General features: G+C 68.7%; 25 protein-coding genes and 1 tRNA gene. 12 read left to right on the top strand and 14 right to left on the bottom strand.

The features are described 5' to 3' along the window. The first annotated feature begins 111 nt into the window (after positions 1-111). The gene (locus tag DVW87_RS05450; protein WP_239017762.1) at positions 112-1083 is read left to right on the top strand and encodes an alpha/beta fold hydrolase; all 972 of its coding nucleotides are present in this window, start codon (positions 112-114) and stop codon (positions 1081-1083) included. Then, on the top strand, positions 1080-1331 hold the full coding sequence (locus tag DVW87_RS05445; RefSeq protein WP_114686681.1) for a hypothetical protein: 252 nt from the start codon (positions 1080-1082) through the stop codon (positions 1329-1331). Before DVW87_RS05450 ends, DVW87_RS05445 begins: the two co-directional genes overlap by 4 nt. A 62-nt stretch (positions 1332-1393) precedes the next feature. On the opposite strand, the gene DVW87_RS05440 is transcribed toward DVW87_RS05445, so the two are convergent. The 3 genes from DVW87_RS05440 to rplK all read right to left on the bottom strand — a co-directional run bounded on the left by DVW87_RS05440 (position 1394) and on the right by rplK (position 3612). After that, positions 1394-2194, bottom strand: coding sequence for a hypothetical protein (locus DVW87_RS05440; protein WP_147276219.1), 801 nt, complete (start codon positions 2192-2194; stop codon positions 1394-1396). Positions 2195-2477: 283 nt separating this feature from the next. Beyond that, the gene (gene rplA, locus DVW87_RS05435; protein WP_114686679.1) at positions 2478-3176 is read right to left on the bottom strand and encodes a 50S ribosomal protein L1; all 699 of its coding nucleotides are present in this window, start codon (positions 3174-3176) and stop codon (positions 2478-2480) included. Positions 3177-3180: 4 nt separating this feature from the next. Beyond that, entirely contained in the window at positions 3181-3612 is a 432-nt protein-coding gene (rplK, locus tag DVW87_RS05430; protein ID WP_114686678.1) for a 50S ribosomal protein L11, read from the bottom strand. 154 nt (positions 3613-3766) lie between these two features. On the opposite strand from rplK, the gene DVW87_RS05425 reads away from it, so the two are divergent. Beyond that, positions 3767-4306 carry a hypothetical protein gene (locus DVW87_RS05425; protein WP_147276218.1) on the top strand — a complete coding sequence of 180 codons (540 nt, stop codon included), beginning with the start codon at positions 3767-3769 and terminating at the stop codon, positions 4304-4306. 165 nt (positions 4307-4471) lie between these two features. Here the strand turns inward: DVW87_RS05425 and nusG are convergent, their stop codons facing one another. Both nusG and secE read right to left on the bottom strand, forming a co-directional pair. Continuing rightward, on the bottom strand, positions 4472-5008 hold the full coding sequence (gene nusG / locus DVW87_RS05420; RefSeq protein ID WP_114686676.1) for a transcription termination/antitermination protein NusG: 537 nt from the start codon (positions 5006-5008) through the stop codon (positions 4472-4474). Positions 5009-5026: 18 nt separating this feature from the next. After that, positions 5027-5224 carry a preprotein translocase subunit SecE gene (gene secE, locus DVW87_RS05415; RefSeq protein ID WP_114687087.1) on the bottom strand — a complete coding sequence of 66 codons (198 nt, stop codon included), beginning with the start codon at positions 5222-5224 and terminating at the stop codon, positions 5027-5029. A gap of 611 nt (positions 5225-5835) precedes the next feature. Here secE and DVW87_RS05410 point away from each other — a divergent pair. Further along, positions 5836-6006: a DUF3606 domain-containing protein gene (locus DVW87_RS05410; RefSeq protein ID WP_220149786.1), complete on the top strand. Its 171-nt coding sequence runs from the start codon at positions 5836-5838 to the stop codon at positions 6004-6006. A 12-nt stretch (positions 6007-6018) separates the two neighbouring features. Here DVW87_RS05410 and DVW87_RS05405 read toward each other — a convergent pair. The 3 genes from DVW87_RS05405 to DVW87_RS05395 all read right to left on the bottom strand — a co-directional run bounded on the left by DVW87_RS05405 (position 6019) and on the right by DVW87_RS05395 (position 8915). Further along, a tRNA-Trp gene (locus DVW87_RS05405) sits at positions 6019-6095 on the bottom strand. Positions 6096-6157: 62 nt separating this feature from the next. Continuing rightward, a complete protein-coding gene (locus tag DVW87_RS05400; RefSeq protein ID WP_114686674.1) occupies positions 6158-8515 on the bottom strand; it encodes a putative bifunctional diguanylate cyclase/phosphodiesterase in 2358 nt (785 codons plus the stop codon). A gap of 52 nt (positions 8516-8567) precedes the next feature. After that, on the bottom strand, positions 8568-8915 hold the full coding sequence (locus DVW87_RS05395; protein ID WP_114686673.1) for a hypothetical protein: 348 nt from the start codon (positions 8913-8915) through the stop codon (positions 8568-8570). Positions 8916-9073: 158 nt separating this feature from the next. On the opposite strand from DVW87_RS05395, the gene hslV reads away from it, so the two are divergent. Both hslV and hslU read left to right on the top strand, forming a co-directional pair. After that, positions 9074-9622, top strand: a complete 549-nt coding sequence (gene hslV / locus DVW87_RS05390; protein ID WP_114686672.1) for an ATP-dependent protease subunit HslV — start codon at positions 9074-9076, stop codon at positions 9620-9622. 38 nt (positions 9623-9660) lie between these two features. After that, positions 9661-10965 carry an ATP-dependent protease ATPase subunit HslU gene (gene hslU, locus DVW87_RS05385; protein ID WP_114686671.1) on the top strand — a complete coding sequence of 435 codons (1305 nt, stop codon included), beginning with the start codon at positions 9661-9663 and terminating at the stop codon, positions 10963-10965. A gap of 124 nt (positions 10966-11089) precedes the next feature. On the opposite strand, the gene DVW87_RS05380 is transcribed toward hslU, so the two are convergent. The 3 genes from DVW87_RS05380 to yghU are packed head-to-tail and all read right to left on the bottom strand — an operon-like array spanning position 11090 to position 12755. After that, positions 11090-11443, bottom strand: coding sequence for a hypothetical protein (locus tag DVW87_RS05380; protein ID WP_114686670.1), 354 nt, complete (start codon positions 11441-11443; stop codon positions 11090-11092). After that, positions 11440-11847: a hypothetical protein gene (locus DVW87_RS05375; protein WP_114686669.1), complete on the bottom strand. Its 408-nt coding sequence runs from the start codon at positions 11845-11847 to the stop codon at positions 11440-11442. The genes DVW87_RS05380 and DVW87_RS05375 overlap by 4 nt, the downstream gene beginning before the upstream one ends. Positions 11848-11888: 41 nt before the next feature. Next, a complete protein-coding gene (gene yghU / locus DVW87_RS05370; RefSeq protein WP_114687086.1) occupies positions 11889-12755 on the bottom strand; it encodes a glutathione-dependent disulfide-bond oxidoreductase in 867 nt (288 codons plus the stop codon). 121 nt (positions 12756-12876) lie between these two features. Between yghU and DVW87_RS05365 the strand changes: the two genes are divergently transcribed. From DVW87_RS05365 to DVW87_RS05340, 6 genes are read left to right on the top strand one after another with little or no spacing between them, the layout of a single operon-like run. Then, on the top strand, positions 12877-14160 hold the full coding sequence (locus DVW87_RS05365; RefSeq protein WP_114686668.1) for a glycoside hydrolase family 130 protein: 1284 nt from the start codon (positions 12877-12879) through the stop codon (positions 14158-14160). Between the two features lie 2 nt (positions 14161-14162). Next, a complete protein-coding gene (gene rpiA / locus DVW87_RS05360; protein ID WP_239017761.1) occupies positions 14163-14870 on the top strand; it encodes a ribose-5-phosphate isomerase RpiA in 708 nt (235 codons plus the stop codon). A gap of 54 nt (positions 14871-14924) precedes the next feature. Then, entirely contained in the window at positions 14925-17012 is a 2088-nt protein-coding gene (gene tkt / locus DVW87_RS05355) for a transketolase (protein ID WP_114686666.1), read from the top strand. Then, positions 17009-19807 carry a bifunctional transaldolase/phosoglucose isomerase gene (locus tag DVW87_RS05350; protein ID WP_114686665.1) on the top strand — a complete coding sequence of 933 codons (2799 nt, stop codon included), beginning with the start codon at positions 17009-17011 and terminating at the stop codon, positions 19805-19807. The genes tkt and DVW87_RS05350 overlap by 4 nt, the downstream gene beginning before the upstream one ends. 27 nt (positions 19808-19834) lie before the next feature. Further along, positions 19835-20812: a phosphogluconate dehydrogenase (NAD(+)-dependent, decarboxylating) gene (gnd, locus tag DVW87_RS05345; protein WP_114686664.1), complete on the top strand. Its 978-nt coding sequence runs from the start codon at positions 19835-19837 to the stop codon at positions 20810-20812. Beyond that, positions 20809-21624 (top strand): Cof-type HAD-IIB family hydrolase, encoded by an 816-nt coding sequence (locus DVW87_RS05340; protein ID WP_114686663.1) that lies wholly within the window; start codon positions 20809-20811, stop codon positions 21622-21624. Before gnd ends, DVW87_RS05340 begins: the two co-directional genes overlap by 4 nt. Positions 21625-21715: 91 nt before the next feature. Here DVW87_RS05340 and DVW87_RS05335 read toward each other — a convergent pair whose 3' ends face one another. The 3 genes from DVW87_RS05335 to DVW87_RS05325 form a co-directional block, all read right to left on the bottom strand. Beyond that, a complete protein-coding gene (locus tag DVW87_RS05335) occupies positions 21716-22237 on the bottom strand; it encodes a hypothetical protein (RefSeq protein WP_114686662.1) in 522 nt (173 codons plus the stop codon). A 143-nt stretch (positions 22238-22380) separates the two neighbouring features. Then, on the bottom strand, positions 22381-22641 hold the full coding sequence (locus tag DVW87_RS05330; RefSeq protein ID WP_114686661.1) for a hypothetical protein: 261 nt from the start codon (positions 22639-22641) through the stop codon (positions 22381-22383). 613 nt (positions 22642-23254) lie between these two features. Next, positions 23255-24256, bottom strand: coding sequence for an inorganic phosphate transporter (locus DVW87_RS05325; RefSeq protein WP_114686660.1), 1002 nt, complete (start codon positions 24254-24256; stop codon positions 23255-23257). Positions 24257-24262 lie beyond the last annotated feature (6 nt).

Here is a 24262-nt window from a genome sequence, read left to right as displayed (position 1 = left end):
CCTGCCGGACCCTTTCCGCCATTCACCGGCCCGCAAGCGCGCCGGCGTTCGAGTAGGCGGCGGCGTGGACCCCCGCACGGGCCTGTCCTGCGCTTCGTCGGAGGGGCCGGGGTGGCGTTCGGAGTCGCGGCGCTGTTGGCCACGCCAGCCGCCGCGCAGACGATCCCGCTCGGTGCCAATCTCGAGCGCTTCGCCTACCCGCCGGAGCTTCGCTGGTTCGAAGCCGACGGCCTGCGCATGGCCTATCTCGACTTTGCACCGCAGGGCCGCGCCAACGGCCGCACCCTGGTGCTGCTGCACGGCAAGAATTTCTGCGCGGTGACCTGGGAGGAAACGGCGCGGGCGCTGGCCGCGCGCGGCTACCGGGTGATCGCGCCCGACCAGGTCGGGTTCTGCAAGTCGTCCAAGCCGGCGGGCTTCCAGTACAGCTTCGCCGCGCTGGCGAGCCTCACCCGGCAGCTGCTGCACCAGGCGGGGGCCGGGCCGGTGACCCTGATCGGCCATTCCACCGGCGGCGTGCTGGCGATCCGCTATGCGCTGCTCTGGCCGGCGGAGGTGCGGAGCCTCGCACTGGTCAACCCGCTCGGCCTCAACGACACGCTGGCCGAAGGCGTGCCCTATGCCGGTCTCGCGCAGCTCCGCGCCGAGGAGGCGAAGACCAGTGCGGCGACGATCAGGGGCTATCAGCTGAAGAACTATTATCACGGGGCCTGGCGCCCGGCCTACGACCGCTGGGTGCAGATGCTCGCCGGGCAATATGCGGGCGGGGATGGCGGCGTGGTGCGCGAGGCGCAGGCGCGGCTGTCGGAGATGATCGAGACGCAGCCGGTCGCCGCCGAGCTGGCGCGGGTGCGACAGCCTGTGACGCTGCTGATCGGGCAGGAGGACAAAACGGCGTTCCGCGGCAACACCGCAGCGGCAGGGGCGCACGTGCGCGCCGTGCCGGAGGCGGCGGAGAGCGCGGCGCGGGCGTTCCGCCAAGGGCGGCTGGTGCGGCTCGCCGGACTCGGCCACGCGCCGCAGGTCGAGGACCCCGCGCGCTTTGGGGCGGCATTGATCGAGGCAGTGGAGGAACGGCGATGAGCGACACGAACGAGAGCGGGGCGGCGATCGGCATTCGCCGCGCGGCGGAGATGGCGGCGTTGTTCATGATCGGCGACGGGCTGCTGGGAATCACGCAACCCGAACGGCATGTCGGCCTGTGGCGGTCCGAGGTGAAGGCCGTGGACGCGCTGGTGAAGCCGTTCGGCGGCCGGCCGGGGCGGCGGCGGGCTTATGGGCTGGTGCAGCTGGGGGCGGGGCTGCTGCTGGCGTCGCGGTTGCGGCGGTAGGCTCGGTCAGCAGAGCCGGACAGGTCAGTAGCCGGCGCAGGTGCGCAACAGGTGTGCACCCATCATTTCGGTGCGGCCTGCCGGATACTGCTCCCCTGAACCTGCCAGCTGCGCTTGTCGGGCGTGGTCACGAACACGGGCATGCGCAGATGGTAGGAGGCAAGGACGTGCAATTCGGTGGGCACCGGGTCGAGAAGGTGATTGACCATGAACCCGACCGGCTTTGCCCCTGCCGGTAGCTGCGGCACCGTCAGGTTGAGGCAGCTCACGCTGTACGGGCGGGACGCGAGCACTTTTCCGTCCGGACCCACGATGACGCGATAGTTTCCGCCCATCGGATAGGTTTTCGCATCCTGCTGCGCCGACAGGAGGTAGACCGCGACGGGGCCGTCGTCGCGCGACGGCAGGACGACGGTGTTGAAGGGCACCGGAGTGCATGGCTTGTACGAGCGCTCGCGGGCTCGGTCCGCCGCCACCTCTCGTGCCCGCGCGAGCCTCACCTGCGCCGCCGTCAGCGCCACGGGCGTGGCCAGCAATTCCTTGCGCACGACCTTGCCTTCCCGCACCTCGGCCACGAAAAAGGCCTGGGCGGCGGCGGCGGACCCGCGATAATAGGTGACCCGCAACGTCTGGGCATCCGATGGCTCGACGACATAGCCGCCGATGCCGGTCAATCGATCCTTGGGAACGGTGTCCGTCAACGCGTCCGAGCTGACCCAGGCCGCGCGATCGAAGGTGTAGAGCAAGCGGCCGAGACTGGCGGATTGGGCGATACGCTGCTCGTCGGAAGGCGCGTTCGTCGCGGAAGGGGCCGGGGCGGGAGGCCTGGCGTCGGCCTGCTGCGTGGCTGTGGCCAGGATCAATGCGACGATTGCCGAAACCATGGTGCTCCCCCTGCAAGTCGCAAGAGGCTTAACGAGCGGCGCTGCCTTGGCAAGTCGCCACGCTGGCGACGACATCTTCGCGTTCGCGGCGGCGAACTGCGCGGAGCTTTGGATCAGGTGTGCAAAAAGGCCGGAGGATCGCTCCCCCGGCCTCTTGTGCTTGGCGGCCGTCACGGGGCTGAACCCCGTGACGTCAGACGCGGCCCCGAGCCGCGCTGGCCGGCCTCGGTCCGCGCCCTCGCTTCGCGCGGGCGCGGAGCCGTTAGGCTCCGGCGACCTCGGCGGTGTCCACCTTGATGCCGGCGCCCATCGTGGACGACACGGCGACCTTGCGGACATACTTGCCCTTGGCGCCCGACGGCTTGGCCTTGACCACCGCGTCGACCAGCGCGTCGAAGTTCGCGCGCAGGTCCTCGGCGCCGAAGCTCGCCTTGCCGATGCCGGCGTGGATGATGCCCGCCTTCTCGACGCGATATTCGATCTGGCCGCCCTTGGCCGCCTTCACCGCCTCGGCGACATTCATCGTCACGGTGCCGAGCTTGGGGTTCGGCATCAGGCCCTTGGGACCCAGCACCTTGCCCAGCCGACCGACGACGCCCATCATGTCCGGCGTCGCGATGCAGCGGTCGAAATCGATCGTGCCGCCCTGGATCGTCTCCATCAGGTCCTCGGCACCGACCACGTCGGCACCCGCCGCGCGGGCCTCGTCGGCCTTGGCGCCCTTGGCGAACACGCCCACGCGCACCGTCTTGCCGGTGCCCTTGGGCAGGGTGACGACGCCGCGGACCATCTGGTCGGCGTGGCGTGGATCGACGCCCAGGTTCAGCGCAACCTCGATGGTCTCGTCGAACTTGGAGGTCGCGTTCGCCTTGGCAAGGCTGATCGCCTCCGACACGCCGTACAGCTTCTCGCGGTCAACCGCGGTGGCGAGGTTCTTCTGCTTCTTGGTCAGCTTGGCCATCGGATCAGCCCTCCACAACCTGGAGGCCCATCGCGCGAGCGGAGCCTTCGATGATCTTCGTTGCCGCGTCGATGTCGTTGGCGTTCAGGTCCTTCATCTTGACCTGCGCGATTTCCGACAGCTGCGAGCGCTTGATGGTTCCGGCCGAGGTCTTGCCCGGCTCCTTGGAACCCGACTTCAGGTTCACCGCCTTCTTGATGAGGAAGGTGGCCGGCGGCGTCTTCGTCTCGAACGAGAACGAACGGTCGGCATAGACGGTGATGACGGTGGGGATGGGCGAGCCCTTCTCCAGGTCGCCGGTCGACGCGTTGAACGCCTTGCAGAATTCCATGATGTTCACGCCGCGCTGACCCAGAGCAGGGCCGATCGGCGGCGACGGGTTGGCGGCGCCCGCGGGCACCTGCAGCTTGATATAGCCTGTGATCTTCTTTGCCATTGCAACTCACTCTGTTGCGGCCATACCCGGCTAAGGGCACAACCGGTTCAAGTTTAGCGGTTCGGACGAACCCGAGGGTTCTCCCGCGTCTTTCCATCGTTTCGGGCGTTGGAAGCCGGCGCGCATAGCCGATGAGCGCGCGGGAGGCAAGAACATGCGGGCGTGGGTGGGAACCGGGGTGATGTGCGCGCTTGCGCTGGCGCTGCCGGCGCATGCGCAGGAAGGGCATGGAACGATCACGGTGGAGCCGCTGCCGGCCGCCGCCGCCCCGCCGGACACGCGGGAGGCCTTTGCCGAGGCGGTGTCGGCCGCGCTGCTGGAAAACGGCTTCCTGGCGCTGCCGCACGGGCAGGGCAGGTATGTCGCGCGGATGACCTTGATCCGGACGCCCAGGGGCATCGTCACCGGCCCGGTCGGCAGGAGCGGGCCGACGGCGGCGCTGGGGAACTGGGGCGGCGGCGTGCAGGTGGCGTTGCCCACCGGCAAGAAGGCGCTGCGCACGCTGTTCGTCACCGAACTGGTGATCGAGATTTCCCCGCGCGGCAGTACCCGGAATGTATGGCGCGGCGAGGCCGTGTCGGTGAAGGCGGAAGGCAGTGCCGGCGACACACCGGGCGTGCTGGCGCCGGGGCTCGCGCGCGCGGCGCTGCGGGCGTATCCGCGCGTGATGCAGCAGCCGGTGGCGGTGCCGTGAGGGCGAGACCGCTCTCGCCTCCGTCCGTTCGTCCCGAGCGAAGTCGAAGAACAGACTGGCGAGCCGCCGCGGCAAAGCCGCGTCGTCGGTCGGGTCGCATGGGCGACCGGCCGGCCGGTTTCGCTTTGCGCTCGCGTCGCTTCGCTTGCGAAGTAAGCCGAAGGCTTACTTCGAGCGCTCGACCTGCTCGAAATCCAGCTCGACCGGCGTCGCGCGACCGAAGATGGACACGGAGACCTTCACCTTCGACTTGTCGAAGTCCAGCTCCTCCACCAGGCCGTTGAAGCTGGCGAACGGACCGTCCAGCACCTTGACCGAGTCGCCGATCTCGTAATCGACCTTGACCTTGGTCTTGGGCGCCGCGGCGGTTTCCTCCTTGGACTGGAGCATGCGCGCGGCCTCCGCCTCGCTGATCGCCTGCGGCTTGCCCATCGCGCCCAGGAAGCCGGTCACCTTGGGCGTGTTCTTGACGAGGTGGTAGACGTCGTCGTTCATGCTCAGCTTGGCGAGCACATAGCCCGGCATGAACTTGCGCTCGACCGAGATCTTCTTGCCGCGGCGCGCCTCGGTCACGGTCTCGGTGGGCACCTCGATCTGCTCGACGAGCTGCTCCAGGCCCAGGCGGGTCGCCTCCGCCATGATCGCGTCGCGGACCTTGCCCTCGAAGCCGGAATAAGCGTGAATGATGTACCAGCGCGCCATTGTCTTCGCGTCTCTCTTTTACTTGGCCAGCGACAGCAGGAACTGGACGAGCGCCTCGAACGCCGAATCGACCAGCAGGAAGAACAGCGCCAGGATGGTGGTCATGATGGTGACCATCACCGCCGTCATCCAGGTTTCCTTCCAGGTCGGCCACACGACCTTCTTGGTTTCGGCCTGTACCTGACGGATGAACTCGGTCGGGGTCGTCTTCGCCACGTTGCTCGCCTTCACGAATGGTCGCCAACTACCGGGCACGGGTCCGCTGCCCGCTCTGCGAAGCGGCTCAACCCATTCTCGATGTCGGATTGGCGCCGGAGATAGCGGGAGCGGCGGCGCATTGCAAGCCGGGTGCCGGGGGCACGGCCGCAGGCGGCGGAACGTGGCCGCCGGCAACTCGTTTCAGAAGCGTGCCGAAGCCGGTGCGGCGACGCCGGCGCTTCCATCGAGGAGACAATCATGAGCCATGAGCCACCCGTCCCGCAGGGCAACCAGTCGCCCTTTCCGTTGAAGGAAGCGCCGCACGCCAAGTCCCCGGCTCCCGTGAAGGTCGAGAGCAAGGGCGCTGGCAAGGGCGCGGCCGGGGACAAGCGGACCTTCGGCGTGGTGCTCGGCGTGGCGGCGCTGGTGGCCGCCGGTGCAGGCGTCGCCGCGTTGCTGAGCGCCCGCGGCCGCGAAAGCGCCGGGCGGGGCGCACGCGGCGGTCGCAAGGGCAATGCTGCGAAAGGGACCGCGAAAGCCTCCGGCGGGCGCAAGTCGGCGGCAGACGGGAAGGGATCGGCGCCGCTGCCCCGCGCAAGCGCAAGGCGGCGCGGTCGGACAATCCGGCGGTGCGCGGCGCGCGGGATGCGGCGCATATCGCCCTGTCACAGGCGCACGAGGTGGCGTACTGGACCAAGAAGTTCGGCGTCGACCGGGCACAGTTGCAGGCCGCCATCGACCAGGTCGGCCACGGCACGCGCGCGGTGAAGGCCTATTTCGCGGCCGCCGCGAAGAACTGATCTGGCGGAAAGTGGCAGGGGAGCTCGGACTCGAACCGAGGGCCTTCGGTTTTGGAGACCGACGCTCTAACCAACTGAGCTACACCCCTGTGCGGCCGCGGGCTTTAGCGTGACGCGCGCCCGCCGGCAAGCGGGAACACGCGCCGGTGCGTCACGCGGCCTGCGCCGAGCGGCGGGCATGGCTGGCCACCGTGCGCGCTTCCTCCACCGGCAGCGGGCGGCCGAAATAATAGCCCTGCACCTTGCTGCAGCCCAGTTCTTGGATCAGGCCGAGCTCGGCCTCCGTTTCCACGCCCTCGGCGGTGGTGGCCATGCCGAGCGACTGGGCCAGCGCGACCACCGCGCGAATGATCGCAATGCATTCCTTCACGCCCCTGGACGCGCCCTGCACGAAGCTGCGGTCGATCTTGATGGAGGAAAAGCGGGTGCGCGAGAGGTACCCGAGGGAGGAATAGCCGGTGCCGAAATCGTCGAGGCTGAGCCGCACGCCGAGGTCGAGGATCTTCTCCAGCACCGTGAGCGCGCCCGTTCCCTCGCGCAGGAACACGCTTTCGGTGACTTCCAGCTCCAGCCGGCTGGCGGGCAGCCCGCTCTGCGCCAGCGCCTGCGCCACCACCGTCACGAAATTGGGCGAATGCAGCTGTTCCGGCGAGACGTTCACCGCCACGCGCACCGGCATGTCCCAGCGCGCCGCCTCCTTGCAGGCGGTGCGCAGCACCCATTCGCCGATCGGCGCGATCAGCCGCGCTTCCTCCGCCAGCGGCACGAACTTGGCCGGCGAGATCGCGCCATGCTCCGGATGCGTCCAGCGCAGCAGCGCCTCGAAACCGCTCAGCGAGCCTGTCGTGGTTTCTACCACCGGCTGGTAGTTCAGGTGCAACTCGCCTTTGGCCAAGGCCTGGCGCAGCGCCATTTCCAGCACGCGGCGCTCCTCCGCCTGGACGTGGAGCTGCGGCTCATAGGCATGGAACACGCCGCCGCCGGCATCCTTGGAACGGTACAGCGCCAGGTCGGCCGAGCGGATCAGCGCGTCGGACGTGCGCCCGTCGCGCGGCCCCACCGCCACGCCGACCGAGGCGCCGATATACAGCGTGTGCTGGTCAAGCTCGTACGGGCGCGAAAGCTGGTCGATGATCGACTGTGCCAGCCGCTGCACCTGCATCGTGTCGCTGGCGTCGCGCATGACCACGGCGAACTCGTCCCCGCCCAGGCGCCCGATCGTCTCGTTGTCCGTAACGAGCTGCTGCAGGCGTTCGGAGACGCGCGACAGCAGGCGGTCGCCGATCGGGTGGCCCAGCGTGTCGTTCACCGCCTTGAAGCGATCGAGGTCGATCATCATGAACCCGCAGCGCGAGCCCCATTTATCGGCCTCCGACATCGCCTGCGCCAGCGCCTCGTTGATGTAGAGCCGGTTGGGCAGGCCGGTGAGCGTGTCGAACCGGGCCATGCGGTTGATCTTGTCGGCGGACTTGCGCTGCTCCGTCACGTCGGAGCCCACGCCGCGAAAGCCGATAAACGCGCCGCGATCGTCGTGTCGCGGGCTGGCCGCGATCTCCCACCAGCGCTCCTCGCCGTCCACGATCACCGGGAGGCGCAGGTCGCGAAACGCTTCGCGTGTCTTCAGCTTCTCGGCCAGCAGGCGGAGCCCGGCGGAGAAATTGCCCGCTTCCCAGGTCGGCCCGGCCAGCACCTGAAGAAACGGCATGTTGTTGATCGTGACCAGATCCAGCCCCACCGCGCGGGCGAAGCGCGCGGAGGCGCGCACCACGCGGCGATTCGCATCGGTTTCCCACAGCCAGTCGGCTTCGTGCTCCTCGAACTCGCGCAACAGCAGGCTCACCGTTTCGTCGCGCTCCGCCAGCGCGATCTCCTGGATGCGGCCGACCACCAGCGCGCGGGCGCGGGTGAACGTGCCGATCATCAGAAAGCCGGTCATCAGCAAGGCGGCCGCGGCGACAACGGGGCCGGCGACGAACACCAGCATCGTCGCGGCCGACAGCCCGAGCACGAGCATGAAGCTGAGCGTCGCCAGCGGCAGCGCCGCCGTCGCCACCCCGGAGGCGAGCATCAGCGTGGTGAGCACCATCCACAGGCCGAACCCGACGCCCGGCCCCGCCGCCGCCCCGAACGCCAGTGGCGGCACCGACCAGATGGCGCCAAGCCCGATCCCTTCCAGCACGGTGTCGCGGATCTGGCGAACGCTGGCGGTGCGTTCCGTGCCGGTGCGCGCCTCCAACCGGCGGAAGGTGACGGCGGCAGCGACGGCCGCCACCGTGGCGCCCCAGGCCGCCAGCGCCCATAGCGGCGCGCTGCCGGCGAGAATCATGACGACCAGCGCCGCGCCGATCACGTTGGCGGCCATCAGGAACAGGGCGAGCTGCCCGCCCGCCTGCAACTGCGCCGCGCGGATCGGCCCCCAATCCGTCGCGTCCTTAGGGTCGTAGAGGCCGAGCAGGGCACGCGCGTCGACACGCGGGCGGGCGAACTGGGAGGAGGGCTGGGAGCTCACCGTGCCACTCTAGCGCGGGCCAGGTTGACGGAACGTTGAAGCCGGAGGTCGTTCAGCGTGCGGCGAGCACCGTTTCGGGGCCAGTTGCCGAGCGACGTTCCTTCAGCCGCTCCACCAGCGCGAGCGCCCGGGGCCGAAGGCAGGCGGTGACCGGCGCGGCGGCGCCGGAGAACTCCGCGCCGCACTGCCGCGTCGCCTCGCACACCAGCCCGTCCACTTCCGTATCGCCGCTCGACCGCTTCACCGAGCAGTGCTTCACGCTGCCGTCCGTCCGCACGGCATAGGTCCAGCGCACCTGGGTGAGCTTGCGGGCGAGCACGACGATGTCGTCGGAAGGGGTGGCGGGATCGGCCGGCACCGCGGCCTGCGCGGCGGCGAGCGCAAGAAGCGCCGCGATCATCGCGTCACCGGGGCGGACATTTCGGCCGAAAACAGGGCCATGGCGTCTCTCCTGTCCGAGCGCCTGGAGGCGCTTCTCGAAGGGGAGGCTATCACGTGGGTGCGGTCGTGCAAGCGGGAAGACGTTGCGCCCGCGTTCCGGCTGCCTACATCGCGGCCATGAGCAACGACATGACTTGGCACGGAACGACGATCCTGTCCGTGCGCAGAAACGGCCGCGTCATCATCGCCGGCGACGGGCAGGTTTCCATGGGCCAGACGGTGATGAAGCCCAATGCCCGCAAGGTCCGGCGGCTGGGGGACGGCTCGGTGATCGGCGGGTTCGCCGGTGCGACCGCGGATGCCTTCACCCTGTTCGAGCGGCTGGAGCGCAAGCTGGAGGCGCATCAGGGGCAGCTGCTGCGTGCCGCGGTGGAACTGGCCAAGGACTGGCGCACCGACAAGTATCTGCGCAACCTGGAGGCGATGATGATCGTCGCCGACAAGGACGTGACCCTGATCCTGACCGGCAATGGCGACGTGCTGGAGCCCGAGGCCGGGATCGCGGCAATCGGTTCGGGCGGGAACTATGCGCTCGCCGCGGCCCGCGCGCTGGCCGATTACGAGGCCGATGCCGAGACGATCTGCCGCAAGGCCATGGCGATCGCGGCGGAGGTATGCGTCTACACCAACGATCGGCTGACGATCGAGGGGCTGGACGCGGCCTGAGCCTGCCTCCTCCCGACCGCTCCTTTTCAGAGAAGAACATGAACGACCAACTGACCCCCAAGGCGATCGTCCAGGCGCTGGACGCGCACATCATCGGCCAGACCGATGCCAAGAAGGCGGTGGCCGTCGCCCTGCGCAACCGGTGGCGGCGGCAGCGGCTCGGCGCGGACCTGCGCGACGAGGTGACGCCCAAGAACATCCTGATGATCGGGCCGACCGGCTGCGGCAAGACCGAGATCAGCCGGCGCCTCGCCAAGCTGGCCGACGCGCCGTTCGTGAAGGTGGAGGCGACCAAGTTCACCGAGGTCGGCTATGTCGGGCGCGACGTGGAGCAGATCGCGCGCGACCTCGTGGAGGAAGCGATCCGGCTGGAAAAGGAGCGCCGCCGCGCCGCGGTGAAGGACAAGGCGGAGGAGGCGGCGATGAACCGCCTGCTCGATGCGCTGACCGGCAAGGACTCGAGCCAGGCCACGCGCGAGGCGTTCCGCCAGCGCTTCCGCGACGGGCATCTGGACGGCACCGAGATCGAGATCGAGATCGAGGTGGAGGCCGCGCCCTCCATGCCGTTCGAGATTCCCGGCGGCGCGCCGCAGATGATCAACCTGTCGGAAATGATGGGCAAGGCGTTCGGCGGCGCGCAGCAGCTGAAGCGGCGCAAGCTCACCGTGCCGGCGGCCTGGGCCAAGCTGGTCGAGGAGGAAGCCGACAAGCGGCTCGACCAGGAGGATGTCGCGCGCGTGGCGCTGGCCGATGCCGAGGCGAACGGCATCGTGTTCCTGGACGAGATCGACAAGATCGCGGTGTCCGACGTGCGCGGCGGCTCCGTCAGCCGTGAGGGCGTGCAGCGCGACCTGCTGCCGCTGATCGAGGGCACCACGGTGGCGACCAAATACGGGCCGATGAAGACGGACCATGTGCTGTTCATCGCCTCCGGCGCGTTCCACGTGGCCAAGCCGAGCGACCTGTTGCCCGAACTGCAGGGCCGGTTGCCGATCCGCGTCGAGCTGAAGGGGCTGACGGAGGAGGACTTCGTTTCCATCCTGTCCGACACCAAGGCCTCGCTGCCGGCGCAGTATCAGGCGCTGATCGCCACCGAGGGCGTGACGGTGGACTTCACCGGCGAGGGCATCCGCGCGGTGGCGCGGCTCGCCGCGCAGGTGAACGGCGAGATCGAGAATATTGGCGCCCGCCGCTTGCAGACGGTGATGGAGAAGCTGCTGGAGGAAATCAGCTTCGAGGCGGAGGACCGGCGCGGCGAGACCCTGGTGGTCGATGCGGCCTATGTCGACAAGCAGCTGGCCGGCGTGGTGCGCAACACCGACCTGTCGCGCTACGTGCTCTGATCGGAGCCTCGGGCTGGGGCTCCCGTACCCCCGCGAACACGGGAGTCCGGAGCCACGAGCGGCGACGCCTGTGGCTCTGGGTTCCCGCCAGCGCGGGGACACGGCCGGGCTGACGGGATCGAGGCTATGCCGGGCGCTCGTAGGGGGTGAACGCACCGAAGCTGCACGTCGCGCTGGGCAGGTGGCTGTCGCGCGTGAAGACGTAGAACTTGTCGCCGCTGCACAGATAGCGATCGCGCGACGGCCGCACCACGAGGCGGCTGCGCACGTTGAGCGGCGAGCAGGTGCGCTGCGGCGCCACCTGCCAGGTGCGGTTCTGCGACTGGCGGTAGAGGATGCTGGTTGGCCCGAGGATCTCGGGTGACAGGACGTTGGTGGCAGGAATGCAGTTGACCGGCTGGCCGGGCGTCAGGCCCGCCAGCGGATCGTCGGCGGCGGCCGTTGCGAGCAGGGGCAGAAGAGCAAGAAGCGCCTTCATTTGCGATACTCCGTGAAATCACCCAGCGAGCACACGCCCGTGGGCAGGCGGCTGACGGCATGGATCGTGCGAGCACTGTCACCCCGGCACAACTGACCGGCAGTCTGCACCGTAACCAACGTATCGCCCCCTGCAAGGGCCTCGCAGCCCGGCGCCCGCGTCACATATTTCAGGCGCGGGCTGACGACATAGACGATGGCGTCGCCATAGCCGCGCGTCTGGTTGGTGCGGGTGTAGGGAAGGCAGCTGCGCGCCTCGCCGCGGGTCAGCCCGGCCAGCTCGCGCGACAGCCGCTCCTCGGCGGATGCGGCGCGTTGCCGGTCGCGCGCGACATCCGCGGCGGTGGCGGCACAGCCGGACAGGAGGGGCGCGGAAAGGGCCAGGGCGGCAAGCAGGATACGCATGCCGCCCAAACGCGCGAACCGGCGGTTGGTGGCAGCGGCCGCTAGCCCAGCTTGTCCTGCGTGCGCGTGTCGAAATCGCCGGCGTCGTGGCGCTCGTGGAGCTGCTCCGCCGGATCGCCGAACAGGCGGTTGACCATGCGCCCGCGCTGCACCGCCGGCCGCGCCGCGACCTGCTCGGCCCAGCGGCGCACGTTGGTGTATTCCTGCACGGACAGGAAGGTCGCCGCATTGTAGAGCTGGCCCAGGACGAGCTGCCCGTACCAGGGCCAGATCGCCATGTCGGCAATGGTGTACTGAGCACCGGCGACGAACTCGTGATCGGCCAGTTGCCGGTCGAGCACGTCGAGCTGGCGCTTGGTTTCCATGGCGTAGCGGTCGATCGCATATTCGATCTTCACCGGCGCATAGGCGTAGAAATGGCCGAAGCCGCCGCCGACAAAGGGCGCGGAGCCCATCTGCCAGAACAGCCAGGACAGGCATTCCGCCCGCGCTGCGGGATCGGTCGGCAGGAAGGCGCCGAACTTCTCCGCCAGATAGACCAGGATCGCGCCCGACTCGAACACGCGCGTCGGCGGGCTGGTGCCGCGGTCGAGCAGGGCGGGAATCTTGCTGTTCGGGTTGATGGAGACGAAGCCCGACCCGAACTGTTCGCCCTCGCCGATGCGGATCGGCCAGGCATCATATTCGGCGCCCTCGTGCCCGGCGGCGAGCAGCTCCTCGAGCAGGATGGTGACCTTCACCCCGTTGGGCGTCGCGAGCGAATGGAGCTGGAACGGGTGGCGCCCGACCGGCAGATCCCTGTCGTGGGTGGCGCCCGCGACCGGCCGGTTGATGTTGGCAAAGGCGCCGCCATTGCCTTCCTTGGGGGTCCAGACCTCGGGCGGCTGGTAATCGGCGGACTGGCTCACGCGCATTCTCCTGCTGGGATCGCACGGGCAGATAGGGACGCCGCGCCGTTACGGAAGGGGAACGTTGGCGGCGGTCAGCGATTATGATGCCGGACTCAAGCAGGCTTGTCGGGGTACAAACGTGGCATCAACGTTGAAGCATTCCGCCGTGTCGCTGCGGCCCGATCCCTCACGCACGGTGATCCGACCGTTCGTGCCCGGCGACCCCGCCGCCTTTGCCTCCGAAACGCCGCGCGTCCGCCGCATCGCCGAACGCGTGCGCTCGCTGTCCGAGGCGCAGTCGCGATCGCAGCTCGACGCGGTGATCGCCGGCCTTTCCGAACGTCACCGCAATGTCGAGGCGCTGCTGAAGCGACGATACGAGGAAGTGCTGCCGCTGCTGGGAGACGGGACCACGTCGGACAGCTGCGCCATGCTGATCGGCGCCTATCTATGCGAGGAATATTCGTTCGAGGCCGCGGCCCTGTTCAATCCGAGCATCGTCGCGCATATCGACCAGAGCGGGCTGCCCGAGGGGCGCATCCGCTTCGCCATGTCCCTGCGCGGGATCGGCGAGGGGCATGTTTCCTCCGTTACCTTCCGCTCGGGCACCTGGGGGCCGACGGGCGAGGTGGAGATCGATCCGCTGAGCGACCGCGCCGTGCCGCCGCAGGTGCTCGCGCTGGACGACGACGACAAGGAGGATTCCTTCTGGCTGGTGTGCGACGACAGCCAGGAACTGTCCGAAACCGTGCTGTTCCCCGTGGCGCCCAGCCAGAAGCAGGGCATCGAGGACGTGCGCCTCGTCAACTTCACGGAAGAGGACGGCAGCGTCCGGTATCTCGGCACCTACACCGCGTTTAGCGGCTCGGCGACGCGGTCCGAGCTGTTGCAGGCGGAAAGCTTCAACCGATTCCTCATGCGCTCCATGCACGGGGTGATCGCCGAAACGAAGGGCACGGCCCTGTTTCCGCGCCGCGTGAACGGCCAGTACACGATGCTCGGGCGCCAGGACAACGAGAGCATCTGGCTGCTCCAGTCGGACAGCCTCACCGAATGGAACGATGCCGCCAAGCTGGTGTCGCCGCGCTTCCCTTGGGAGTTCATCCAGATGGGTAATTGCGGATCGCCGATCGAGATCGACGAGGGCTGGCTGGTGCTCACCCATGGCGTGGGCATGGTGCGCAATTATTGTCTCGGCGCCTGCCTGCTGGACAAGGCGGACCCCAGCAAGGTGCTGGCGCGCACGCCGAAGCCGATCCTGCGGCCAAGCCCGGAGGAGCGCGCCGGCTATGTGCCCAATGTCGTCTATAGCTGCGGCGGGCTGGTGTTCGAGGACGTGCTGCTCCTGCCTTACGGCGTGGCGGACAATTTCACGTCCTTTGCGACCATTCCCGTCGCCGATCTCCTCGCCCTGATGGAATGAACATGGCGGCCGAGGACCAGAAGCGGGCCGCGGCAGGAGCGGCGGTGGCCGAGGTGGCTGACGGCATGGTGGTGGGCCTTGGCACCGGCAGCACGGCCGCGTTCGCGATCGAGGCGTTGGGCAGGCGGGTGCGTGACGGCCTGGCGATCACTGCCGTCGCCACCTCCGAGCGGACCGCGGCGGCGGCGGCGGCGGCGGGCATCCGCGTGATCGACATGGGGGAGGTCGCCGCTCTGGACCTTGCCATCGACGGGGTGGACGAGATCGACCCCTGGTGCCACGCGATCAAAGGTGCCGGCGGCGCGATGCTGCGCGAAAAGGTGATCGCGGCGGCGGCGCGCCGGATGGTGGCGATCGCCGATGCGTCCAAGCCGGTGGAGCAACTGGGCGCGCGTCCGGTGCCGCTGGAGGTGCTGCCGCTGGCGCGCGCGTTTGTCGCCCGGGCGATCGCGGAGCTGGGCGGCGCGGCCGTGCTGCGCACGGATGCCGCCGGTGCGCCGATCGCGACGGACGGAGGCAACCCGATCCTCGATGCTTCGTTCGGACCCATTGAGGACGCGGCGGCATTGGCCGCCGCTCTTTCGGCCGTTCCGGGGATACTCGGGCATGGCTTGTTCGTAAGCGAGATCGATGCCGTTTATGTCGCCGGGACCAGCGGCGTGGAGTGCCGGACACGGAAGTTGCCGAGCCGAAACGAACATGCGAGTTGACGCGCCATTCGATCATCAGCCGCCGATTCCGGCGGCGCATTGACGGGAACCATCATGACCGACGCTTCCGCGACCGTTACCCCGAGCCAGGGCTTTCACGAGGACGGCTCGCCCGAGCGGTTGGCGATCGACACGATCCGCACGCTGTCCATGGACGCGGTGCAGAAGGCGAACAGCGGGCATCCCGGCACGCCCATGGCGCTGGCGCCGATCGCCTACACGCTGTGGCGCGATTACCTGCGCTACGATCCGGAAACGCCGGACTGGCCCAACCGCGACCGCTTCGTGCTGTCGGTGGGCCATGCCAGCATGCTGCTCTACTCGGTGCTGCACCTGGCGGGCGTGGTGGAGATCGGCGCGGACGGCCAGAAGACGGGCAAGCCGGCCGTGAGCCTGGACGATATCAGGCAGTTCCGCCAGCTCGACTCCAAGACGCCGGGCCATCCCGAATACCGCATGACGACGGGCGTGGAGACCACCACCGGGCCGCTGGGCCAGGGCTGCGGCAATTCCGTGGGCATGGCGATCGCCGAGCGGGCGCTGGCGGCGAAGTACAACCGTCCGGGCTTCAACCTGTTCGACCATGACGTCTATGTGCTGAGCGGCGACGGCGACATGATGGAAGGCGTGTCGGGCGAGGCGGCGTCGGTCGCCGGCCACCTGAAGCTGTCCAACCTGTGCTGGGTGTATGACAGCAACCACATCACCATCGAGGGCGGCACCGATCTCGCCTTCGACGAGGACGTGGGCAAGCGCTTCGAGGCCTATGGCTGGCAGGTGATCCACGTCGACGACGCCAACGACACCGCTGCGTTCGCGAAGGCGCTGGATGCGTTCAAAGCCTGCACCGACCGGCCGACCTTCATTCAGGTGCATTCGGTGATCGGCTGGGGCAGCCCCAAGGCCGGCAGCGAGAAGGCGCATGGCGAGGCGTTGGGCGAGGATGCCGTGCGCGCCACGAAGAAGGCCTATGGCTGGCCCGAGGACGCGCAGTTCCTGGTGCCCGACGGCGTGAAGGAGGCCTTCACCGCCGCGGTGGCCGATCGCGGCAAGCCCGCGCGCGAGGAATGGGAAGCGCTGTTCGAGCGCTACCGGCAGGAGTTCCCGGCCGAGGCGCAGCAGATCGACGATCTGCGCCATGGCAAGATCGCCGATGGCTGGCAGGAGGCGGTGCCCAGCTTCCCGGCCGACGCCAAGGGACTGGCGAGCCGTGATTCCGGCGGCAAGGTGCTGAACGCACTGGCGCCGAAGATCCCGGCGCTGATGGGCGGCGCGGCGGACCTCTCGCCATCCACCAAGACCGACATCAAGGGCCTGCCCTCGTTCGAGCCGAACAACTATGCCGGCCAGAACATGCATTTCGGCGTGCGCGAACATGCGATGGGCTCGATCGCCAACGGCATGGCGCTGTCCTATCTGCGCTCCTACACCGCCACCTTCCTGGTGTTCGCCGATTACATGCGCGCGCCGATCCGGCTGGCGGCGATCATGGAGCTGCCGGTGGTCTTCGTGTTCACCCACGACAGCATCGGCGTGGGCGAGGACGGGCCGACGCACCAGCCGATTGAGCATCTCGCCACGCTGCGCGCGATCCCCGGCCTGGACACGATCCGTCCGGGCGATGCGAACGAGGTGGCGCAGGCCTGGAAGGTCGCGCTGACGCACACGCATGAGCCAAGCGTGCTCGTCTTCTCGCGCCAGGCGATCGCGACGCTGGACCGAGAGAAATATGCGTCGGCCGAGGAACTGGAAAAGGGCGCCTATGTGCTGGGCGGGGCCGAGGAGCCGGAGGTGATCCTGATCGGCACCGGCTCCGAACTGCCGATGGTGGTGGCCGCGCACGAGAAGCTGACGGCCGAGGGCGTGAAGTCGCGCGTGGTCTCGATGCCGAGCTGGTACCTCTTCGAGAAGCAGGACCAGGCGTACCGCGAAAGCGTGTTCCCGCCGGCCGTGACGGCGCGCGTCGCGGTGGAGCAGGGCGGGTCGATGGGCTGGGACCGCTACGTCACCAGCGGCGGCGCGACCATCACCATGTCCACCTTCGGCGCCTCCGCACCGATCGCCAAGTTGCAGGAAAAATACGGTTTCACCGTCGACAATGTCGTCAAGGTCGCCCGTGAGGTGATGGAGAAGGCCAAGTGAGCGATCTTCTGAAGCAGCTGGGCGAGGCCGGCACCGCGGTGTGGCTGGATTTCGTCGACCGCAAGTACCTGAAGGAAGGCGGGCTGAAGAAGCTGGTCGCCGAGGACGGCCTGACCGGCGTCACCTCCAACCCGTCGATTTTCGAGAAGGCGATGGGCGCCGGCGACACCTATGACGCGGGCTTCTCCGAGTTCCTGGGCAAGGCGGACGCCAGCGTGCAGGATACCTACGAGGCACAGGCGATCCTCGACATCCAGTCGGCGGCCGACGACCTGCGGCCGGTCTACGACCGGCTCGGCGGCAAGGACGGCTATGTCAGCCTGGAGGTGTCGCCCTATCTCGCCGACGGCACGGAAGAGACGATCGAGGAAGCGCGCCGCCTGTGGAAGGCGGTCGATCGGCCGAACCTGATGGTCAAGGTGCCCGGCACCAAGGCGGGCGGTCCGGCGATCCGCCAGCTGATCGAGGACGGGATCAACATCAACGTCACGCTGCTCTTCTCGCAGGAAGCGTACCAGGCGGTGGCGCTGGCCTTTGTCGAAGGGCTGGAAGCGCGGGTGAAGAAGGGCGAGGCGGTGGATGGCATCGCCAGCGTCGCCAGCTTCTTCGTCAGCCGCATCGATGCGCAGATCGACAAGAAGATCGACACCCGCGTTGCGGACGGCGATCCGGAAGCGGACGCGCTGAAGGCGCTGCGGGGCAAGGTGGCGATCGCCAACGCGAAGGCGGCCTATGCTTGGTATGAGGAACTGGTCGCGTCCGACCGCTGGCAGAAGCTGAAGGCCGCGGGCGCCATGCCGCAGCGGCTGCTCTGGGCGTCCACCGGCGTGAAGGACAAGGCCTATCCGGACACGCTCTATGTCGACACGCTGATCGGGCCTGACACGGTGAACACCATGCCGCCCGCCACGATGGACGCGTTTCGCGAGCGCGGCACCGTGAAGCAGACGCTGACGGAGAATGTGGACGAGGCCCGCCACGTGCTGGCCGAGGCCGACCGGCTCGGGCTGGATCTGCCCGGCATCACCGACAAGCTGGTGCTGGACGGCGTGAAGTCGTTCGCCGACGCGGCCGATGCGCTGCTGGGCGGGGTCGCGGGCAAGCGGGTGAAGCTGCTCGGCGATCGCCTGAACGCGGCCGAGGAAGTGCTTCCGGAGGCCCTGGCCGAAGCGGTGAAGGCGCGGCTGGAAACGGCGCGCAGCGAAGCTTGGTCGCGCCGCCTGTGGAAGGCGGACGCCTCGTTGTGGACCGGCAAGGACGAGGGCAAGTGGCTCGGCTGGATCGCGGCGGCGCGCGGCGATCAGGTGGCAGGGCAGGGGCTCGAGGCCTTTGCCGGTGAGGCGAGGCGCTTCAAGCATGCGGTGCTGCTCGGCATGGGCGGATCGAGCCTCGGGCCGGAAGTGCTGTCGCTGATTCTCGGCTCGGGCGAGGGCTCGCCCAGGCTGCACGTCCTCGACACCACCGATCCGGACCAGATCGCCAAGGTCGCGGGCCCGATCGATCCGAAGGAGACGCTGTTCATCGTCTCCTCCAAGTCCGGCTCGACCATGGAGCCGGAGCTGCTGCGCGCATATTTCTGGGATGCCTCGGGCGGGCAGGGCGCGAACTTCGTTGCGGTGACCGATCCCGGCTCCAAGCTGGAGGCGACCGCGCGCAAGGACGGCTATGCGCACCTGTTCCACGGCGACCCGCAGATCGGCGGCCGCTATTCGGTGTTGTCCGTGTTCGGCATGGTGCCGGCGGCGGCGATCGGCATCGACACGCACGCCTTTTTCGAGGCGACCGCGCCCATGGTCTTCTCATGCGGCGGCGACGTGCCGCCGGCCGAGAATCCCGGTTTCCGCCTGGGGGCGATCCTCGGCGAGGCGGCGCTTGCCGGCCGCAACAAGCTGACGATCCTCACGTCGCCGCAGCTGGCGCCGCTGGGCAGCTGGCTGGAGCAGCTGATCGCTGAATCGACCGGCAAGCAGGGGCGCGGCATCGTGCCGGTCGACCTGGAGCCGCTGGGTGCGCCCGAGGATTATGGCACCGACCGCGTGTTCGCCTGGTTCGGGCTCGCGAGCGAGGAGGAGCCGGATGGGCTGGAGGCGCTGGCGGAGGCCGGGCACCCGATCGTCCGCATCACCCTGGCCCGGCCCGAGCTGATCGGCCAGGAATTCTTCCGCTGGGAGATCGCCACGGCGGTGGCCGGCGCGGTGATCGGCATCGATCCGTTCGACCAGCCCGACGTGGAGGACGCCAAGGTCGCCACGCGCAAGCTCGTCGACGCTTATGAGCAGGCCGGCAGCCTGGAGGACGAGACCCCGATCGCGCACAATGCGGATTTCGCGCTGTTCGCGCCGGGCAATGCGGAGTTCGCTTCCGCCGACCCGGTGGAGCTGCTGCGCCTGCACTTCGCCAGCCTTTCGCCCGGCGACTATGCCGGCTTTCTCGCCTATCTCGAGCGGAACGAGGCGCATTCCGGTGACATGACCGACATGCGGCTGGCGGTGCGCGAGGCGTACCAGGTGGCGACGGTGGCCGGCTTCGGGCCGCGGTTCCTCCATTCCACCGGCCAGGCGTACAAGGGCGGGCCGGCGGTGGGCGACTTCCTGGTCGTCACCCGCGACCCCGATCCGGACCTGTCGGTGCCCGGCCATCGCGCCAGCTTCGGCACGGTGCAGATCGCCCAGGCGCGCGGCGACACCGACGTGCTGGCGGCGCGCGGCCAGCGGGTGATGCGGGTTCATCTGAAAAAGGGTGGTCGCGGCCTGCCGGCGCTGGTCGAGGCGGTCGCCGCCGCCGTGCAGGGCTGATCCTCGGTTCTCCAAGGGAGTTTTCCAATGCGTCTTGCAATGATCGGCCTCGGCCGGATGGGGGCGGGCATTTCCCGCCGGCTGATGCAGCACGGCCACGAAATCGTCGGCTATGATCGCAGCGCCGAAACGGTGCAGAAGCTGGCGGAGGACGGCGCCACCGCCGCGTCCTCGCTGGAGGATGTGGTCGCCAGGCTGGAAGCGCCGCGCATCCTGTGGGTGATGCTGCCCGCAGGTGCTCCGACCGAGGACACGATCGCGGAACTCGCCGGGCACCTGTCGCCCGGCGACATCATCATCGATGGCGGCAACACCTTCTACAAGGACGACATCCGCCGCGCGAAGGAGCTGGCCGACAAGCAGATCCGCTATGTGGACGTCGGCACGTCCGGCGGCGTCTGGGGGTTGGAACGCGGCTTCTGCATGATGATCGGCGGGGACAAGGACACGGTGGACCTGCTCGACCCGATCTTCGACGCGCTGGCGCCCGGATACGGCACCGTCGCGCGGACGCCGAGCCGCGACACGCTCGATCCGCGGGCGGAGAAGGGCTATATGCATGCGGGCCCCGCCGGTGCCGGGCACTTCGTGAAGATGGTGCACAACGGCATCGAATATGGCCTGATGCAGGCCTATGCCGAAGGCTTCGACGTGCTGAAGGGCAAGTCGTCGGACAAGCTCAACGAGGACCAGCGCTTCGATATCAGCCTGCCCGATGTCGCCGAGGTATGGCGGCGCGGCAGCGTGATCTCCTCCTGGCTGCTGGACCTGTGCGCCATCGGCCTGGCCAAGGATCACATGCTCGAAGGCTATAGCGGCCATGTCGCCGACAGCGGCGAGGGCAAGTGGACGATCGAGGCGGCGATGGAGGAGGCGGTGCCCGCCAACGTGCTGACCGCCGCGCTCTACGCCCGCTATCGCAGCCGCGTGGACACGACGTTCGGCGACAAGCTGCTGTCGGCGATGCGCTTCGGCTTCGGCGGGCATGTCGAGACGGCGCAGTGACGGGCCCCGTCCAGCTGCTGATCTCCGACATCGACGGCACGCTGGTCCGCGACGACAAGTCGTTGTCGGACGGCGTGGTGGCGGCGGTGCGCCGGGTGGTGGAGGCGGGTGTGCCCGTTTCCCTCATCAGCGCGCGGCCGCCCAGCGGCATGCAGTGGATCGCCGAGAAGCTGGGCATCGACGGGCCGTTCGGCGCCTTCAACGGCGGCACGCTGTTCGAGGCGGACGGGACGATCGTGTCGGCCGAGCGGCTGGGCGAGCGCGTGGCGCAGGCTGCGCTGGACCTGCTCGACCGGCCCGAGGTCACGCGCTGGCTGTTCGCGGACGGCCGCTGGTATGCCGAGGCGACGGACAATCCGCACAATGCGCGCGAGATCCAGTCGGCGAACCAGGAGCCGGTGGTCGGCGCCGAGTGGAAGGAACTGCTGGGCAAGGCGGACAAGATCGTCGGCGTATGCGACGACCATGACCTGCTGGCCGCGCTGGAGCAGCAGGTGGCCGATGCGCTGGGGCGCGAGGCCACCGTGGCGCGGTCGCAGCCTTATTATCTCGACATCACCGCCCCCCAGGCCAACAAGGGAGACGGGATCGCGCGTCTGGCGGCGACCTATGGCGTGCCGCTGGAGGCGGTGGCGGTGCTGGGCGACCAGCGCAACGACCTGCCCATGTTCGCCCGTGCCGGCCTGTCGGTGGCGATGGGCCAGGCGCCGGACGAAGTGCGGGCCGCGGCGACGCATGTGGCAAGGTCGAACGAGGAAGACGGCGTGGCCGACGCGATCGACCGCTTCGTGTTGGTCGCGGCGGAGGGCTGAGGGCCCATCGCTCGCCGCGCGCTGGCAAGGCGAAGGGGAACTGACCTGTCAGTCGTCCGGCGACCGAACCGAGCCGTCCGGCAGCGCGCGGTCACGTTATCCAACTGCCCCGGCACTGCGCTGCCCAGCCGCCTCGCCCTTGCCGCACCACGCAGATCAGGCCGTAGGCGAAGGTGCCTTCTTCGCGAAACGAAACCTCTACCATGGCGAGCTTCCGGTTGGCCGAGAAGATCGGGCTTGTGAAGGTGACGAAGGTGGCATGTCCCTCGTCATCGACGGCGGGCCCGGGATCGCCCTTCCACGCACAGGCCGGCCTGAAATGGGGGAAGTCGGACTGCGCCTGACGCGCCGTCAACCCGGCGAACTCTGCGGCCGACAGGGCCAGCTTCGCGCGGTACTCCGGCACGAACTCGTCGAGGCGCAGCACGCGCGTATCGGATCGGACATCTCGCGGATAGATCGGCGTTTGGCCTTTGCTGGCGGCAGTATAAGCGGCTTGCAGCACGGCACAGGTGCGTGGCGCCGATGCGAAATGGGTCGTCACCAGGTGCAACGGCGTTTGCAAGGGGGCGATTGCCGCGGCCAGCAACATCGGGATCGAAGTGAGGTGCATCAGCCAATCTCCGGAGGCAGGGGGCGGCGGGTCCGGCATCTTCCACCGATCGCCGGACGATGCGCGAGCCGGAGTTTGCCGGATCCGGCGGGTGCGAGATGGCGCGGTCGCTTGCCGCCGTTCACCGCATTCCCCGCGATCGATCAGGCGATTGGCCGGTCCGGAAAGGCGCGGTGCCACCAACGGCGGCCGAGATGGTGCCACAACAAAGCGAGCAGCAGCAGCAGAATGGCCGGCGGCCCGAGATAGGCGAGCAGGCCGAGCACGGTCGCCAGTGTCCAGGTAAGCGAGAGATAGCCGGCTTCGGCCGCTTCCTCGAGCCGCGCCGCCAGGCCCGTGCCGGTACCCGCGCGATAGGTGAAGGTGATCGGCGTGGTCGTGACGCTTGCCTTGTTGTCGGCCACGCCCTGCGCAGCGGCGCGCGCGGCATCGACCAGCGCAGCGCGGCGGGCAACGAGGTCGCGGCGCAGGCCGGCCGGTACGGTGGGCTGGGCGAGTTGCCGATCGACTTCCGCGAGATCGGCCCGCGCGTCCGCCGTGCTGCGCTGCGCTGCGCCGCTTCGGCTTGCGGGGCCGTGTCCGTGCCGAGGATCTCGGCGCCGGTCAGCGTGCCGCCTGCCTGCTCGACCTGCTGCACGCAGTTCCGGCCGAAGCGCCGGGCGATCGGCGCCGCCACGCGCACGTCCAGGCCAGCGGAGACCTGGCCCGAGCCATCGAGACGATAGCGCATGCCGGTGATGCGGCAGCGCTCCGCGCCGAGCCGTTCGCAGGCTTGGGCCTGCGCTTCCTGCGCATCGGCGATGCGGGGGGAGGGCAGCCGGAAGTCGTAGCGGTAGGAGAAGGCGACGCCGCTGGCCGCGCTGGCCGTCTCGCCGGGGCCGGCGCCATCCGGTGCTTTGCCGCAAGCCGCCAGCACCACGCACGCAAGTGCTACGCGAATTCCCCGCATGACCCTCTCCCGAGCAGATGAGTAATCCTACTCGGGAGATGGGATTTGGCAAGCGGCGGTGAGAAGGCTCAGCCCGCGATCAACCGCGTCGCGCCGTAGCAGAGCGCGCCGACGATGCCGGCGGCGGGCAGGGTGATGAACCAGGCGGTGACGATGCTGGACGCCACGTTCCAGCGGACGGCGGACATGCGGCGCGCCGCGCCCACGCCGACGATCGCGCCGGTGATGGTGTGGGTCGACGAGATCGGAATACCGCCGACATTGGCGATGAACAACGTGATCGCGCCGCCGGTTTCGGCGCAGAAGCCCTGTTGCGGCGTAAGCTTGGTGATCTTCGAGCCCATGGTGTGGACGATCTTCCACCCGCCCGACAGCGTGCCGAGCGCGATCGCCGCCTGGCAGGAGATCACCACCCAGAACGGCACGTGGAACTCGCCGCCCAGCAGCCCCTGCGAATAGAGCAGCACGGCGATGATCCCCATCGTCTTCTGCGCGTCGTTGCCGCCATGCCCCAGCGAATAGGCGGCGGCCGAGATCAGCTGCAGCTTGCGGAAGCGCCGGTCGACGGCGATCGGGGTTAGCTTCAGCGAGGTCCAGGCGACGAACAGGACGAGCAACAGCGCGAACACCATGCCGGTGAGCGGGGCGACGAAGATGCCGGCCACCGTCTTCAGCACGCCCGACCAGACGATCCCGTCGAACCCCGCCTTGGCAAGCCCGGCGCCGAGCAGCCCGCCGATCAGCGCATGGCTGGACGAGGAGGGGATGCCGAGCACCCAGGTGAGCACGTTCCAGAAGATCGCGCCGATCAGCGCGCCGAAGATCACCGCGGCGTCGATCACCTGCGCATCGACGATGCCCTTGCCCACCGTCTGCGCGACATGGAGGCCGAACACGGCAAAAGCGATGAAGTTGAAGAACGCCGCCCACAGAACCGCATGATGCGGCTTCAGCACGCGGGTGGCGACCACCGTGGCGATCGAGTTCGCCGCATCGTGCAGGCCGTTCAGGAAGTCGAACAGCAGCGCGATGCCGATCAGTCCGATCAGCAGGGGATAGGAGAGTTCCATGGTGCG

This window comes from Sphingomonas aracearum, assembly GCF_003345355.1.
GTDB lineage: Bacteria > Pseudomonadota > Alphaproteobacteria > Sphingomonadales > Sphingomonadaceae > Sphingomonas > Sphingomonas aracearum.
The sequence above is the reverse complement of the archived record's forward strand: the minus strand, read 5'-3'. Positions and strand labels throughout refer to the sequence as shown.